The sequence below is a fragment of the Marisediminicola sp. LYQ134 genome (genome assembly GCF_046599635.1).
In the GTDB taxonomy this organism is placed as follows: domain Bacteria; phylum Actinomycetota; class Actinomycetes; order Actinomycetales; family Microbacteriaceae; genus Marisediminicola.
The window spans coordinates 165013-178622 of record NZ_JBKIWP010000001.1 but is presented as its reverse complement, the minus strand read 5'-3'; the positions used below and the strand labels follow the sequence as shown (position 1 = coordinate 178622).

Here is a 13610-nt window from a genome sequence, read left to right as displayed (position 1 = left end):
AACACGGCGGTCACATGCGGGTGTCAGAATCCCGCTATGGCGATAGTCCTCGGGTCACATCAGTACGGCAAAGCCGAATCCCGCCTCGTGCGGTTCCGTCGCGACAGCGCACGGCACGAGATCCAGGATCTCAACGTGAGCACGAGTCTGCGCGGCAGCTTCGCAGAAGCACACCTCTACGGCGACCAGTCGCAAGTGCTCCCGACCGACACCCAGAAGAACACCGCGTACGCCTACGCCAAGTCGGTCGGCATCGAGTCGATCGAGACTTTCGGTCTCGCCCTCGCGCGCCACTTCGTCGACGACATCGACCCGGTCACGGGAGCGCGCATCGAGATCGAGCAGTACGGCTGGACTCGCGCCGTCGTCGACGGAGCCGAGCACGACCACACCTGGGTGCGTGCCGGCGAGGAGGTGCGCACCGCCGCGATCACGGTCGACGGCACGGGAGACGACCGCCACGTGCACGTCGTCGGCGGCCTCAAAGACCTCGTGCTGCTCAAGTCGACGGGCTCCGAGTTCCGCGACTTCCTCGTCGACGAGTACACGACCCTGCCGGCGACCTCGGATCGCGTGCTCGCGACCTCCCTCGTGGCGCGGTGGCGCTTCGAGACCCTCGACGTCGAGTGGGACGCCGTGTATGCGAGCGTCAAGCGCATCCTCGTGGCGCAGTTCGCGACCCTGCAGTCGCTCGCGCTGCAGCAGACCCTGTGGCACATGGGCAAGGCCGTGCTCGCCGCCCACCCCGAGATCGCGGAGATCCGGTTCTCCGCCCCCAACAAGCACCACTTCCTCGCCGACCTCTCGCCGTTCGGGCTCGAGAACAGCGGTGAGGTCTTCCACGCCGCCGACCGACCGTACGGCCTCATCCAGGCGAACATCACGCGCGACGATGCGAGCGATCCGGGATCAGCGTGGGACGCCGGAGCGGGCCTCGCGTGAGTGCTGCGGATGCCGCGGGACCGACCCTCGCGCAGACGGACGAGCGCTGGCTCGCCCACGCCGTGACCCTCGCGACCGAGAACGTCGCCGCGGGAGGCGGCCCCTTCGGCGCGGTCATCGTGCGCGACGGCGAGCTTCTCGCGATCGGCCAGAACCGGGTGACGCGCGACCTCGACCCGACGGCGCACGCCGAGGTGCAGGCCATCCGTGCGGCGTGCCAGGCCGCGGGAGACTTCTCTCTCGCCGGAGCGACGCTCTACACCTCGTGCGAGCCGTGCCCGCTGTGCGTCTCGGCGTCGCTGTGGGCGCGACTCGATCGCGTCGTGTTCGCCGCGGACCGCCACGATGCGGCGCGAGGCGGCTTCGACGACCTCGAGTTCTACGAGCTGTTCGCGCGCGACCGGGCGACGTGGCCGACCGCGATCGAGTCGCTCAGGCTGCCGGAGTCGGCCGCGCCGTTCGACGCGTGGCTCGGCAAGGGCGACCGCACCGACTACTGACGCGGCCTCCCGGGGGCGCCTACGACCCGCGGTAGCTGCTGAACGCGAACGGGCTCAGCAGGAGGGGCACGTGGTAGTGCTCGTCGCCGCCGACCTCGAACTCGAGGGTCACCTCGGGAAAGAACCCCGCTTGGCCGGTCGAGGCGAAGTAGCTCCCGGTGTCGAAGATGAGGCGGTGCCTGCCCGGTTCGAGAGCGTCGGGTCCGAGCGTCGACACGCGGCCGTCGGCATCCGTCGCGGCGATGGCGAGGGGCACCCACGTGCCGTCGCTGCGCCATGAGAGCGCCACGGGCACCCCCACAGCGGGGCGGCCGAGGGCGGTGTCGAGAACGTGGGTGGTGACGTGGCTCACTGGGGATCTCCGTAGGTTTTTTCGAGGCGGATGAGGGCGATGTCGCGGAGTTCGGTGCCGACGAGGGCGAGCTCCGAACGCTCGTCGAGGTCGAGGCGGCGCTCGAGTTCTTCGAGGATCTCGCGCTTCGACCTGCCGGCGGCGCGGATGAGGAAGATGCGCCCGAAGCGGTCTTCGTAGCGACGGTTGCCTTCGGCGATGGCCGCGGCGAGCACCTCGTCGTCGGTCGCGCTGCTCGACGCCGCACCGAGGGAAGCCTGTTCCGTGCGGGAGAACGCCGCCGCCGCGCCGTCACCGGTGGGGCGTTCGCCGATGCGCGGATGGTGCGCCATCGCCTCGTCGATCTCCGATTCGCTCAGCGGCGTCGCGGCGCTTGCGGCGACACCCAACAGTTCGTCGAGGTCGGCGAACGGAGCAGACGCGGCGACCTCGTCGACCCACCGCGCGACCCCGAGTGCGGCCTCCAGGTCGCCCCGGAGGGCGGCTTCCGTCTCACCGATCACGCGCATCGACCTCCCGTCGGTGCCGCTTTCCGGCACCGGTCGCTATAACTGTAATGATGACCTCCGATGTCCCGACCGACGCGCCGCCGCGCCCGACACAGTCTCCCGCGCAGCCCGGCTGGGTGCTCGGCGCCGTGCTCGCGGCGGGAGCCGGGCGCCGATTCGGCGGGCCCAAAGCCCTCGCGCGCGACTCCGACGGTGTGCCATGGGTACACCTCGCCGCGACCGCGCACCTCGCGGGTGGCATCCCCCGCGTCGTCGTGGTGCTCGGAGCCGAATCCGACGCGGTGCGCGAGTTGCTGCCCCACGACCCGCGCATCACAGCGCTGATCGCGCACGACTGGTGGCGGGGCCAGTCCGCGTCGCTCGCCGCCGCACTCCGAGCCGCCGAGGCGACGGATGCCTCCGCCATCCTCGTGACACTCGTCGACCTTCCCGGCCTGCCGCCGAGTTCCGTCGTGAGGCTCCTCGAGACCGCGGTGCGCGCGGGGCTCCACCGCGCCCTCGCGCAAGCGACGTTCGACCGTCGCCCCGGGCATCCGGTGGTCATCGGGCGCGAGCACTGGACGGCGCTCGTCGCGAGTCTCGACGGCGACTCGGGTGCGCGCGACTACGTGCGGGCGCACGACGCGCGGTTCGTGGAATGCGGCGACCTCGGCGACGGCACGGACGTCGACACCCGCGACGACGTCACTCCAGCGCCGCATCGAGCGCCGCACTGAGCGCCTCACTGAGCGCCTCCCAAGGGAGCGTCGCGCAGCCCGCGCGCAGCGGGAGACGCCCGATGCCCGCGAACGCGACGGCGTCGCCGAGACGCTCGTCGTAGCGCAGGGCGTCTCCGGGGTCGAGCGGGTCGAACGCGGGGTCGACGTCGCGGTCGCGCACGAGCTCCCCGAACGACACGGCGAGCGCGGCGAGTTCGGCGCGCGACCGGCCGGAGGCGAGCGCCGCGAGTGCCGACGCCGACGCCATCGACACCGTGCATCCGCGACCGCGCCACGTGACGTCGGCGATCGTGACGTCGGCGATCGTCCCGTCGACCGTGCCGCCCGCGCCACCCGCGCCACCCGCGCCACCCGTCAGCGTCACTGCCATACGCACTTCGTCTCCGCAACTCGGGCTGCGGAGCACGGGGGTGTCTGCCGCGACCTCTCCCGCACCGTGCCGCACCCGATCGAGCTCGACGATGAGGGCTTCGCGCGGGTCGGTCATCGCGCGGCGAGCTCCCGCACGGTGCCTTCGAACGCGTCGAGGGCGGCGGCGACATCCTCGACCGTGACCGCCTCGTCGGGGTGGTGGCTCACTCCCCCGGCGCAGCGCACGAAGAGCATCGCGAAGTCGGTGAGGGCCGAGACCGCGACACCGTCGTGGCCCGCGCGACTGTAGAGCGCCATCGGCGCGTCGTCGCCCGTGCTGCGGATGCCCGCGGCGATCGCATCGCGCAAGTGCGGGGCGCACTGCGCGGCGTCGGCGCGGTAGATCTCGATGGCGTCGAACTCGAGCGACCGCCGCGCGCAGATGTCGGCAGCGGCCTCCTGAATGCGCTGGCAGCACTCGTCGCGCACTGCATCGTGCTCGGCTCTCACATCGAGGCTGAAGTCCACTCGGCCGGGGATGACGTTGACTCCCCCGGGGTAGGCCTGCAGTTTGCCGACGGTTCCGATCGTGTCGAGCTCTTTCGAGATCGTCTCGACCGCGATCACGAGTTCGCTCGCGCCGACGAGCGCGTCGCGACGGCGGTCGTAGGGCGTTCCGCCGGCGTGACCCGCGTGGCCGGTCATCGTGAGCGAGAAGCGTCGCGCTCCCGCGATCGACGTGACGACCCCGAGGGCGCGGTCCGCGTCTTCGAGGTGCGGCCCCTGTTCGATGTGCGCCTCGAGGTAGCCCACGAGTTGCTCGGGCCGGCGGAACGCGCTCGGGAGCCGCGCCGGGTCGAGCCCGAAGTCCTGAAAGGCCTCGAAGAGCGAGATGCCGTCGCTGTCGCGCAGCTCCCACCACGCGTCGTCCCAAGTTCCCGCGAGCGCCCGGCTGCCGAGAAGAGCCGTGCCGAAGCGTGTGCCCTCCTCGTCGCTGAACGCGACGACCTCGAGGGCGAAGGGCAGAGCGGATGCGTGCGGCCGAACCCTCGAGGCCACCTCGATCGCGAGCAGCACTCCGAGCATGCCGTCGTAGCGTCCCGCGTCGGGCACCGTGTCGATGTGCGAGCCGAGGAGGAGGGCGGGCAGCCCGTCGACGCGGCCCTCGATCCTGCCGCACTGGTTGCCCGCGGCATCCTGCCACGTGGTGAGTCCCGCCTCGCGCATCCAGCCCTCGACGACGTCGTTCGCCGCCCGATGTTCGGGCGAGAGGTGCACGCGCTCGAGGCGCTCGGGTGTGACGGTGATGGTCGCGAGTTCGTCGCAGCGCGCCATGATGCGCTCCGCGGCGGCCGCGAGAGGGAGCGTCGTCACACGGCCCCCGAGGAAGCGTCGGCATAGAAGTCGAGTGCGGCGCCGACGCCGCCGCCCGGCGTCACCGACACTCCGCCCGTGCGCAGCACTTGCTCGAGCACGGCGAGGGTCGTGAGCACCGTGTCACGGCGGGCGTTGTAGCCCATGGTCCCGATGCGCCAGATGCGGCCGTGGAGCGGACCGAACGACGTGCCGATCTCGATGCCGTAGTCGGTGAGCATGCCGGCGCGGGCGGCGTCGCCGTCGATCCCGTCGGGGATCTCCACCCCCACGACGTTGTTCATGCGATGGGTCTGGTCGCCGAAGAGGGTGAGGCCGAGACCGACGAGCCCCTCGACCATGGCCGTTCCGTGCACGCGGTGACGCTCGACCGCGGCATCCATTCCCTCGTCGACGAGCAGCCGCGCACACTCGCGCGCCCCGTAGAGCATCGTGGTCGCCTCGGTGTGGTGGTTGAGACGCTTCTCGCCCCAGTAGTCCATGATCATCGCGAGGTCGAAGTAGTTGGATCGGATCGGGTGGGCGCTCACCGGATCACCGGCGGTGCGGATGCCGGCTTCGACGCTCTTGCGCGCCGTGACGACCTCGACGGCACGCGGCGAGAGCGTGATCGGGGCACTGCCCGACGGGCCGGCAAGACACTTCTGCAGACCGGCGGTCACCGCGTCGAGACCCCACGCGTCGGTGCGGAACTCGTTTCCGGCGAGCGACGCCGTGACGTCGGTGTAGAAGAGCACCCCGTGTTCGGCGCAGATCGCGCCGAGCTCGTCGAGGGGCTGGGCCATCGTCGTCGAGGTGTCGCCGTGCACCACGGCGAGGAGCTTGGGCTTCACCTCGCGGATGGCGGCCTCGATCTGTTCCGGCGCGAACACGGTGCCCCACTCGGCTTCGAGCACGTGCACGTCGGCCCCGCAGCGCTCCGCGATCTCGCGCAGCAGATGACCGAACCGCCCGAAGATGGGCACGAGCACCCGGTCGCCCGGCTCGATGAGCGACACGAGGGCCGCCTCGATGCCGGCGCGCGAGGTGCCGTCGACGAGAAACGTCGCATCGTTGTCGGTGTCGAAAACGGTGCGGTAGAGCCCCATGGTCTCGGTCATGTACGCCGTCATCGCGGGGTCGTACTGGCCGACGAGCTGGGCGGACATCGCGCGCAGCACACGGGGGTCGGCGTTGATCGGGCCGGGCCCCATGAGCACGCGGGCGGGCGGGTCGATCTGCGCGCTCGTCATGGCTCGCTCCTCAGCTGTCGGAATGAGCCGATTCTAGAGCGGCCGTATTCCAGCGATGTTTCGCGCGCCGGCCGCGCGCTCACCACCTGTCGATAAGCTGACTCTCGTGAGAGCAGCCGTCCAGCACGCATACACGCGGCTCCTCGTCACGCTGTCGCTGACGGTCGTCGTCCTCGCTCTCGCGGGCGAACCCCAGGTCGCCGCCCTCGCGCTCGGTGGAGCCGCCGCGATCATGATCGCGGGAGTCGTGCGTCACGCCGCCCTCACTCTCGTGACGACCGAGCGGATGCGCGGCATCGGTGGTCGCTCGCGCGAACACCGTCAGGTTCTCAGCCGTATGCCCGCGCCGCAGCATCCCGACACCGTCGGTCGTGCTCGCCCTCGAGCTCCCGGAGCGATGGCCTCGGTCGCCTGACCCCTCTTCCCGCGTGTGATTCGCGCGGGTCGGTGACGGGTGGGTGGCCAGATGCCATCCCATCCGATCCGACTCGAGGACACCGTGAACTTCTACACCTTTCCGCCCATCGCGGCGGCGCTCGACGCCGCCCACTCCGCCGTCTCGGCTTTCGCCGACTTCCTCTCCCCCGTCGCCGGGGCGCACGCGACTGCGATCGCGATCATCCTCGCGGCCGTGCTCATCCGCACCCTGCTCATCCCCGTGGGAATCTCCACGGCGCGGGCCGATGCCGATCGGCGTCGCCTCGCCCCGCAGTTGCAGAGACTGCGCGAGCGCTACCGCAAGAACCCCGAGTTGCTGCAGCGCAAGACCATGGAGCTCTACTCGGCCGAGAAGGTGTCGCCGCTCGCGGGGTGTCTTCCCCTGCTCGTGCAAGCACCCATCGTGAGCGTCGTCTACGGACTCTTCATCTCGCCCGAGATCAACGGCCACCCCAACCTGCTGCTCGGCGCACCCCTCCTCGGGGCACCGCTCGGCTCGTCGTTGCCCGTGCTCGTGGCGGCGGGCGCGTGGCCAGACATCCTCGTGGTCGTCGCCCTCCTCGTGATCATCGCCGTCGTGGCGTGGCTCACCAGGCGGGTGTCGATGCGGTGGCAAGCGCAAGCAGTCGCTGCCGCGCCAGCCCCGTCCGGAGCGACAGCCCAGCCCGCCGTACCGGGGATGCCCGCCGGCACCCTCGCCTTTCTCAGCTGGTTGCCGTTTCTCACCGTCGTCTTCGCGGCCATCGTTCCGCTCGCCGCGACCCTCTACCTCGCGGTCACGACGTCCTGGAGTCTCGCGGAGCGGGTGCTGCTACGCCGCCGGTTCGATAGGCTCGCGGCAGCGCACCCCTAGCGGGCGAGGTCGGCGAGTTCGCGAGCGAACTCGAGCAGGTCGAGGTCGCTGCTTCGGGGCCCGACGACACACACCCCGACGGGGCCGGACTCGGTTTCGACGAGGGGCATCGACACCGCGGGAGCACCCAGGATGCCCGCGACACACGTGAGGCGCAGGGTGCCCGCTCGCGTCACCTCGTTCTCGTCCGGGGTCGCGCTCGCGAGCGGCGCGGCCGACGACGCCGAAGGCAGCACGAGGGTGCGGCCCGCGAGGCGCTCGTCGAGTTCGGCTCGGTAGCTGGCCACGTCGTCGCGGCCCCGCACCTCGTCAGCACTCGAGAACCGGGATGCCCACGCGAATCGCGCCGAGATCTCCGCGCCGAGAGCGCGGGGGTGGTCGGCGATCCAGGCCCCGTGGGTGCGCCACGCCTCGATGCCCTGCACCGTGCGGAACGCCTCGAACATGCCGTCGACGTCGGGCACGTCGATCTCGTCGACGGTGATGCCAGCAGCCGTCCAGGCGTCGATCACGGCCGCGACGCCCGCCCTCGACGCGGGATCGGCGAGCGCGAGCAGCGCGGGAGACACCGCGAGGGTGCGCGAGACGCGCGGCGCGGATGTCGCTTCCCGCGCCGCGACATCGCCGAGCGTCGCGCGCGCCGCGAGCATGAGAGTCTCGAGGTCGCGCGTGAGCCACCCGACCGTGTCGAACGACTCCGCGAGGGGGAGCAGTCCTGAGCGGTCGATCGCTCCGTGGGTCGTGCGGATCCCCCACAGGCCCGAGTACGACGCCGGAACCCTGAGGGAACCCCCCGTGTCCGTTCCGAGCCCGATGTCGGCGTGCCCGAGCGCGACGGCCGACGCGGGTCCGTTAGACGAGCCCCCGGGGATTCCGCCGACGACGGCGGGGTTGGGCGGAGTGCCGTAGTGGGGGTTGCGGCCCGCGATGCTGTAGGCGAACTCGTCGGTCTGCGCGATGCCCGAGACATCCGCTCCCGCTTCGAGAAGCGCGACGACGGCGGGAGCGGTCCCGCTCTCGACCGCCGCGCCGTCGAGGTAGGCGGGAACACCCGCGCCGATCGGATGCCCGGCCACGGCGAAGAGGTCTTTCACGGCGACGCGGAGCCGTGCGAGCGACCCCGTGGCCGACCCGCGCACGAGCGGTGTTCCGACGGTGCGCCACACGCGCCGGTCGATCGCGGGTGCGGGGGCGGTCACGTGCGCGACCGCGATGGCCCACCCCGACTCGCTCCTGCGCCACAGCTGGGTCTGCTGCCCCCGACCGCCGCCGTGCGCCTCCGAGACCGTCACGACGACGGCGCTCTCGGGGGTGAGCGTGCGCACGTGGGTCTCGACGATGCTCCGTGCCGGAGTTCCCCCGCGCGAGCGCCGGAAGCCGGCGATGCGCTCGTGCCCGACGAGCAGACCGGATGCGTCTCCACGCAGGGTCTCGGAACCGGGTTCGAAGAAGGCGTCGAGGCGTGCGACGTCATCGGCCATGAGAGCGGCCTCGTAGGCGCGCACGGCGTCCATCAAACCGTGCGGCGCGGTCGAGATTCCCGTGTCTGCGGTCATTTCGTCAGCCTCCGAAATCGCTCTTGCGGATGCGCGCGTGCGCGCCCGACACGATATCGACCACTTGAGAGATGTTGAAGTCGGTCGCGGCGCTCAGGTAGGCGTAGGCGAGGTGCGCGTCCATCCCGTATCGCGCCTGCAGAAGCGCGATCGCCGCACGCACGCACTCGCGCACGGCTTCGTCGAGGTCGACGTCCATCCCCGTCGGCACGAGGAACTCGGTCGTCTCGGCGAGCGGCCCCGCGAGGGCACCGAACTCGCGCAGCGCGACATCCTGCGGCACGACCTCGAACTGCAGCTCGACACGGAGGGAGGCCTCGAGCGCGGTCAGGGCCACCTCGCCGTCTCCCTGCGCGAAGTGCGGGTCGCCGACGTAGGCGAGCGCGCCGGGAACCTGCACGGGCAGATAGAGGCTGCTCCCCGCCGTGAGGAGGTTGATGTCGATGTTGCCCCCGTGCGGTCCGGGCGGAACGGAGTGCGGCCGATCGCCGCCCGCGACGGCGACGCCCATGATGCCGAGGAACGGCGCGAGGGCGAAGCTCACGCGCTCATCGCTCCCCTCCCGCCGGGGGATCGAACCGCGCCCCTCGGCGTCGACGGCAGCGAAGACGCTCACCGGGTCGGGGCCCGCGGGGTACTCCCCCGGGAGAGCTCCGCGCGAGTGCCGGTTCGAGATGACGCCGTATGGCACCCGGTGCCGCGTCTCGAGCACGGAGATCTTGAGCAGGTCTCCCGGGTGTGCGCCGCGAACCCGGATCGGACCGCTCACGACGTGGGGGCCGTCGGTGCGCGGGTCGCGCCCGCCCTCGCGAGCGGCGACCTCGACGGCGTCGCGCAGCACCGAGTCGGCCGCGACGCCGAAGCGACCGAAGAACGCCTCGGGGTCGCGCCCCTGGTCGTCGAGGATGCCCTCGTGACTGAGGGTGTCGATCGTCGCCGTCTCGCCAGACTCGAGCGTGAGCACGGGCGAATCCTCCGCGCACGGCAAGCGCCCCCAGAGGTACGATCCGGGCTCCACCGGCAGGTAGGCCCCGTCGCGGATGTCTCCGACCCCCGCGTCGAGGGGCCGCTGCTCTCGCTCGGGCACACGGCCACTCGTCGCTGATCCGCTCACATCGACCGCCTGTCCGGTAGCAACTTCGAGTCCCACTACTGTGTGAGAACAGTACCGCCCGTTGTCACGACGCTCGCGCGCGGTGCTCGGCCCCGCTCACTGCCCGCGACGACACCCCGGGAGACCCCGTGCTGAAACGGCTCCGCAGCAACCCCTCCGGTCTGCACCTCGTGCTCATGCTCGCTTTGACGTTCTCGACGGGCGTCATCGACGCCGTCGGCTACCTCGGCCTCGATCGTGTCTTCACGGGCAACATGACGGGCAACGTCGTCATCCTCGGCATGGGTCTCGTCGGTGCCGACGACCTCCCCATCGTCGGCCCGTTCATCGCCCTCATCGCCTTCATGCTCGGCGCCCTCGTCGCCGGGCGCACGCTGCGTCCGGTCGAGGCCGGGTGGACGACCCACTCCACGTGGTTGTTCACGATCGTCGGCGCGATCATCGCCGCCGCCGCCGTCGCGGCGTTCGTCGTCGGCACGGGCATGCCGCAGTGGCTCGAGTTCAGCATCACGGGCGCCCTCGGCCTCGCCATGGGTCTGCAGGCCGGCGCGGCGCGGCACATCGCGGTGAAGGATGTCACGACCGTCGTCGTGACCTCGACGCTCGTCGGTCTCGCCTTCGATTCGCGCTTCGGTGGCACGGCCAAACAGCAGTGGAAGCGCCGCCTCGGTGCCGTGCTGCTCATCGGTGCCGGTGCGGCCGCGGGTGCCGCCCTCCTGCGCCTCGACCTCGGTTGGGGCATGGCGCTCTCGGCCGCGATCAGCATCCTCGTGGCGATCGTCGGACACCTCGGCCGCCCCGCCCCCGCGCCGACGCCCGACGTCGAGGGGCGCGTGAGCGCGGCCTGACGAGCGACCTCACGGCATCCCCGACCTCGTCGGAGGTGTGGGGATCGCTCCGACGCGTTTCGCAACACGGGCCCCAGGGCATTGACAGGCGCGCCCGTGCCCTGCTGAATGGACGCACGGTGCGAAACTCTTCTTCTTCTCGTCACCGGCCGTCTCGCTTCGTGGGGAATGCGCGACCTGTCGGCCCGGCACGACGGTCTCTCGCCGCAATAGCTATTGCGGCGCTCTTCGTGACCCTGCAACTCGGGCTCGTCGTGCCGTCGGCGACCGCGCAGGGCGACCCGAGCCCCGAGCCTCCCGCTTCGGCGCCGCTCGAACCGACGACGATCTCCGCCCCCGCCTTCTCCGGCACCGGCGGCGCCGCGGTGACCGGCTCGAGAACACCGGGCAGTGCGGTGTCGGTGACGGCGGATGGGCGTGTCGTCTGCAGCATCCCCCCGGCGCAATCCGCGTCGTGGGCGTGCACCGTGACCCGGCTGCCCACCGGGGCGGGCCAGGAGATCGTGGCCACGGAATCCCCCGCGGCACCGACCGATCCGGCACCCCCCGCCGCGCGAACCACGATCGACGTGCTGCTGCCTCCCGTGCTCGACGGCAGCGGTGCCTCACTCACCCCGGGTCTCGTCTCCGGCACGGGCAACCCGGGGTCGTTCGTGCGCGTCGTCGTCGCGGGCACCGTCGATGCCAACTGCTCTCGCGTGCCGGTCTCGACGCGGGGCACGTGGTCGTGCAGCGTCTCGGCCGAGGGCGGGCCGTTCACCGTGCGCGCGCAACAGGTCGATCCGGCGATCGGGGGCGGGCAGGCATCCGCCTTCTCGAACGCCCGGAACGTCACCGTCGACCGGACTCCCCCCGAGCCCGCCGTGATCGTCTCGCCCGCGGCGGGCGCTCGAGTCGGCAGCGAGCCCCTCGAGATCCGGGGCACCGGCGAGAACGGCGGCACCGTCGACGTCTACGTCGATGCCGTGCCCGTGTGTTCGACCACCACGAGCCGATCGGGGTGGTCGTGCGTCATCGGCGGCATGGCCGAGGGTGAGCGCTCGATCGTCGCGATCCAGCGCGACGCCGCCGGCAACTTCGCGTCGCCGAGCGCCCCGCTCACGCTCACGGTCGTGGGCGACGCCGCGGCGTCACCCGGCACGCCGACGCCCGAGCCGACGCCCGAGGGCGAGAGTCCCGACCCGGCCGAGCCGTCGGCCCCGGGCTCGCCGTCGTCCGAGCCCGAGACCGACGACGACCCCACACCGTCGCCATCGGACACGGCACCGCCGCCCGGAGTCGATGTTCTGCCGCCCCCCGCCGACGGCTCGGCGGACTGGGGCTCCCCCACCGAGTTCGGCAGCGCGCTCACATCGATCACCGACCGCGACTCCCTCGGTTCCTGGTGGGTGGCCCCCGCGTTCGGCGTGCTTTTCCTCGCCCTGTTCGCGATCCCGCTGCGGATGCTCGCGACGACCCTGCGAGGCCGCGTGCCCGTTCGCGCGGCGAGCCTGACCGGACGCAACCGGCCCCGCGCCGACCACGCGACCACCGTCAACCCCTGGCTCGCGGGAGCCGTGCCCCTCGGGATCGCGGCCGTCTTCATCGCCGTCTCGAGCGGCGTCGACAACGAGGTGCGCTACGCGCGGCTCGTGCTCGCGATCGTCATCGGGCTCTCCGTGCTCAACATCGTCGGGGGTGCGGTCGCGACGCGACTGGGCGCCACGATGGCGAAGACCTCCACCCGCTTGCGGTTCATGCCGATCATGCTCGCCGCGGCAGTGACGACGGCGATCCTCTCGAGGTCGGTCGACCTCGACCCGCCGATCATCGCGGGCGTGCTCATCGGGGCGTCCTTCGTCGCCGACACGGCCGTGCGCCGCCGCGCCGTCGTGAGCCTGACGCAGCTCGGGGCGGTCACGGTGCTCGGCGTGCTCGCGTGGCTCGGTCACGGGGTCGTCGGCACCCCGACGGGCTTCGTGAGCGCCCTCGTGAGCGAGAGCCTCGCCACGATCTGCCTCGCCGGGCTCGGCTCGGCCCTCGTGCTCGCGCTTCCGATCGGCTCGCTTCCCGGGCGCGTGCTACTCGAGTGGTCGGCACCCGTGTGGGCGCTCGTCATGGTCGTCGTCGCAGCCGCTGTCGCGACCGTCGTCGCGATCGGAGCGCCGGCGGCGGCGCTCGTTCCATGGCTCGTGGCCGCCGCCGTATTCGCGGCGCTCAGCGCCGCGGTGTGGACGTACACGACCTTCGTCGCTCCGGCATTCGCGCGCTGACGCGCGGGCCCGGAGCTCGCGGCTGAGGCCGCCGGCCCGTTCTCTCAGTCGGCCCGTTCTCTCAGACGGCGAGGTCGTCGAACGCCGTCGCCGGCCCACCCTCGTCGAGGGGAAAAGCGGTGCGGTTGCGCGCGGACTTGAGCGACTCGATCCGACGCTCGATCTCGGCGACCGCGACGGTCGTGTCGATCTCGCTCGGCCTGTCGTCGGCCGGAGTGCTGATCACTTCGCTCGCCGGGCCGACCACGATATCGATCTCGACCACCCGACCTTCGGCGTCGACGGTCGGCAGAGTGACCGCTTCGGAGTCCTCGCTCTTCGCCATCTCGGCGGTGAACTCGATGACGGCATGCGCCATCTCGTCGGTGGTCACGAAGGTCTGGCTCGCGTATTTGAGTGTTCTCACCACTTCATGGTCGCCCATCCCGGAGCCGACCGGCACCCGTTGACTCTCCCGCCCGGCCGTGCGAGGCGCCCGCCGACGGTGCCCCCGGTGGGGTTCGAACCCACACTGTGACGATTTTAAGTCGCCTGCCTCTGCCGGTTGGGCTACGGGGGCGGAACGAGAAA

Annotated in this window: 15 protein-coding genes and 1 tRNA gene; 7 read left to right on the top strand and 9 right to left on the bottom strand. The window is 71.5% G+C overall.

The genetic code is table 11. From position 1 onward, the window contains the following. Positions 1-36 precede the first annotated feature (36 nt). Together pucL and ACLHIH_RS00835 are read left to right on the top strand one after the other, a co-directional pair. Positions 37-942: a factor-independent urate hydroxylase gene (pucL, locus tag ACLHIH_RS00840; RefSeq protein WP_411314828.1), complete on the top strand. Its 906-nt coding sequence runs from the start codon at positions 37-39 to the stop codon at positions 940-942. Continuing rightward, positions 939-1442 carry a nucleoside deaminase gene (locus tag ACLHIH_RS00835; protein WP_411314827.1) on the top strand — a complete coding sequence of 168 codons (504 nt, stop codon included), beginning with the start codon at positions 939-941 and terminating at the stop codon, positions 1440-1442. The genes pucL and ACLHIH_RS00835 overlap by 4 nt, the downstream gene beginning before the upstream one ends. A gap of 19 nt (positions 1443-1461) precedes the next feature. On the opposite strand, the gene uraH is transcribed toward ACLHIH_RS00835, so the two are convergent. Then, positions 1462-1794 (bottom strand): hydroxyisourate hydrolase, encoded by a 333-nt coding sequence (gene uraH, locus ACLHIH_RS00830; protein ID WP_411314826.1) that lies wholly within the window; start codon positions 1792-1794, stop codon positions 1462-1464. Further along, positions 1791-2297: a 2-oxo-4-hydroxy-4-carboxy-5-ureidoimidazoline decarboxylase gene (uraD, locus tag ACLHIH_RS00825; protein ID WP_411314825.1), complete on the bottom strand. Its 507-nt coding sequence runs from the start codon at positions 2295-2297 to the stop codon at positions 1791-1793. The genes uraH and uraD overlap by 4 nt, the downstream gene beginning before the upstream one ends. Before the next feature lie 56 nt (positions 2298-2353). Between uraD and ACLHIH_RS00820 the strand changes: the two genes are divergently transcribed. Then, entirely contained in the window at positions 2354-3019 is a 666-nt protein-coding gene (locus ACLHIH_RS00820; RefSeq protein WP_411314824.1) for an NTP transferase domain-containing protein, read from the top strand. Here the strand turns inward: ACLHIH_RS00820 and ACLHIH_RS00815 are convergent. From ACLHIH_RS00815 to ACLHIH_RS00805, 3 genes are read right to left on the bottom strand one after another with little or no spacing between them, the layout of a single operon-like run. Continuing rightward, a complete protein-coding gene (locus ACLHIH_RS00815) occupies positions 2988-3509 on the bottom strand; it encodes a FeS cluster assembly protein (protein ID WP_411314823.1) in 522 nt (173 codons plus the stop codon). The genes ACLHIH_RS00820 and ACLHIH_RS00815 overlap by 32 nt on opposite strands. Then, positions 3506-4747, bottom strand: a complete 1242-nt coding sequence (locus ACLHIH_RS00810; RefSeq protein ID WP_411314822.1) for an allantoate amidohydrolase — start codon at positions 4745-4747, stop codon at positions 3506-3508. The genes ACLHIH_RS00815 and ACLHIH_RS00810 overlap by 4 nt, the downstream gene beginning before the upstream one ends. Next, the gene (locus ACLHIH_RS00805) at positions 4744-5979 is read right to left on the bottom strand and encodes a pyridoxal-phosphate-dependent aminotransferase family protein (protein WP_411314821.1); all 1236 of its coding nucleotides are present in this window, start codon (positions 5977-5979) and stop codon (positions 4744-4746) included. Before ACLHIH_RS00805 ends, ACLHIH_RS00810 begins: the two co-directional genes overlap by 4 nt. Positions 5980-6085: 106 nt before the next feature. Between ACLHIH_RS00805 and ACLHIH_RS00800 the strand changes: the two genes are divergently transcribed. Both ACLHIH_RS00800 and ACLHIH_RS00795 read left to right on the top strand, forming a co-directional pair. Further along, a complete protein-coding gene (locus tag ACLHIH_RS00800; RefSeq protein WP_411314820.1) occupies positions 6086-6394 on the top strand; it encodes a hypothetical protein in 309 nt (102 codons plus the stop codon). Between the two features lie 51 nt (positions 6395-6445). Then, positions 6446-7270, top strand: a complete 825-nt coding sequence (locus tag ACLHIH_RS00795; RefSeq protein WP_411314819.1) for a YidC/Oxa1 family membrane protein insertase — start codon at positions 6446-6448, stop codon at positions 7268-7270. On the opposite strand, the gene ACLHIH_RS00790 is transcribed toward ACLHIH_RS00795, so the two are convergent. After that, positions 7267-8826, bottom strand: coding sequence for an AtzH-like domain-containing protein (locus tag ACLHIH_RS00790; RefSeq protein WP_411314818.1), 1560 nt, complete (start codon positions 8824-8826; stop codon positions 7267-7269). The two genes, ACLHIH_RS00795 and ACLHIH_RS00790, sit on opposite strands and share 4 nt — an antisense overlap. A 4-nt stretch (positions 8827-8830) precedes the next feature. Continuing rightward, positions 8831-9940 (bottom strand): acetamidase/formamidase family protein, encoded by a 1110-nt coding sequence (locus ACLHIH_RS00785; protein ID WP_411314817.1) that lies wholly within the window; start codon positions 9938-9940, stop codon positions 8831-8833. Positions 9941-10068: 128 nt separating this feature from the next. Between ACLHIH_RS00785 and ACLHIH_RS00780 the strand changes: the two genes are divergently transcribed. Both ACLHIH_RS00780 and ACLHIH_RS00775 read left to right on the top strand, forming a co-directional pair. Beyond that, entirely contained in the window at positions 10069-10788 is a 720-nt protein-coding gene (locus ACLHIH_RS00780; RefSeq protein ID WP_411314816.1) for a YoaK family protein, read from the top strand. A gap of 230 nt (positions 10789-11018) precedes the next feature. After that, positions 11019-13040, top strand: a complete 2022-nt coding sequence (locus ACLHIH_RS00775; RefSeq protein WP_411314815.1) for a hypothetical protein — start codon at positions 11019-11021, stop codon at positions 13038-13040. Positions 13041-13101: 61 nt separating this feature from the next. Here the strand turns inward: ACLHIH_RS00775 and ACLHIH_RS00770 are convergent, their stop codons facing one another. Both ACLHIH_RS00770 and ACLHIH_RS00765 read right to left on the bottom strand, forming a co-directional pair. Continuing rightward, on the bottom strand, positions 13102-13446 hold the full coding sequence (locus tag ACLHIH_RS00770) for a hypothetical protein (RefSeq protein ID WP_411314814.1): 345 nt from the start codon (positions 13444-13446) through the stop codon (positions 13102-13104). A 79-nt stretch (positions 13447-13525) separates the two neighbouring features. Continuing rightward, a tRNA-Leu gene (locus ACLHIH_RS00765) sits at positions 13526-13599 on the bottom strand. Positions 13600-13610: the final 11 nt, after the last annotated feature.

What these genes read in the sequence shown, in the direction of transcription:
- pucL (WP_411314828.1), top strand. Translation starts at nt 37, where the DNA reads ATGGCGATAGTCCTCGGGTCACATCAGTACGGCAAAGCCGAATCCCGC.
- ACLHIH_RS00820 (WP_411314824.1), top strand. Translation starts at nt 2,354, where the DNA reads ATGACCTCCGATGTCCCGACCGACGCGCCGCCGCGCCCGACACAGTCT.
- ACLHIH_RS00815 (WP_411314823.1), bottom strand. Translation starts at nt 3,509, where the DNA reads ATGACCGACCCGCGCGAAGCCCTCATCGTCGAGCTCGATCGGGTGCGG.
- ACLHIH_RS00805 (WP_411314821.1), bottom strand. Translation starts at nt 5,979, where the DNA reads ATGACGAGCGCGCAGATCGACCCGCCCGCCCGCGTGCTCATGGGGCCC.
- ACLHIH_RS00795 (WP_411314819.1), top strand. Translation starts at nt 6,446, where the DNA reads ATGCCATCCCATCCGATCCGACTCGAGGACACCGTGAACTTCTACACC.
- ACLHIH_RS00790 (WP_411314818.1), bottom strand. Translation starts at nt 8,826, where the DNA reads ATGACCGCAGACACGGGAATCTCGACCGCGCCGCACGGTTTGATGGAC.